1 pseudogene is annotated in these 421 nt (G+C 52.3%); it reads right to left on the bottom strand.

The window, feature by feature from the left end:
• Nucleotides 1–189: 189 nt before the first annotated feature.
• Nucleotides 190–421, bottom strand: a pseudogene (locus RhoFasB10_RS25900) (hypothetical protein); the annotation flags it as partial.

The following is a 421-nucleotide window of genomic DNA, read 5'->3' on the forward strand; positions in this document are numbered from 1 at the left end:
GATCTGCCCACTGAGATCGACAACCGTGCAGTTCGGTACAATGTCAGAAGGGATATTGCTGGCAACGGCGATAATTTTGCCGTTAGCGACGAGGACATCGCAAATTCCCCGATCTTCCGGCGCATACAAATGCGCTCCCTGCAGCAGGGTAAAACCGGCTGCGGTATAATCAATCATGGTAACTCCTTGTTAAACAATAAGCTGCATAACCCAGATCGACAGCAATGCGTTAATCACGCAGACCGTAATGATATGCGGGTAATATTTGGCATTCACTTCGGCTGTCCCCAGGCAGCGACCGACATTTTGCACCGGGTTGCCCATTAAATACATCGCGGGCAGTAAAACGGTGACATCGTGACCGGTTAATGCGCCAGCGGTTGCCAGACTGGCGGCAACACCGACTGCGCCACCCATACTC

This window comes from Rhodococcus sp. B10, assembly GCF_011770055.1.
In the GTDB taxonomy this organism is placed as follows: Bacteria; Actinomycetota; Actinomycetes; order Mycobacteriales; family Mycobacteriaceae; genus Rhodococcoides; species Rhodococcoides kyotonensis_B.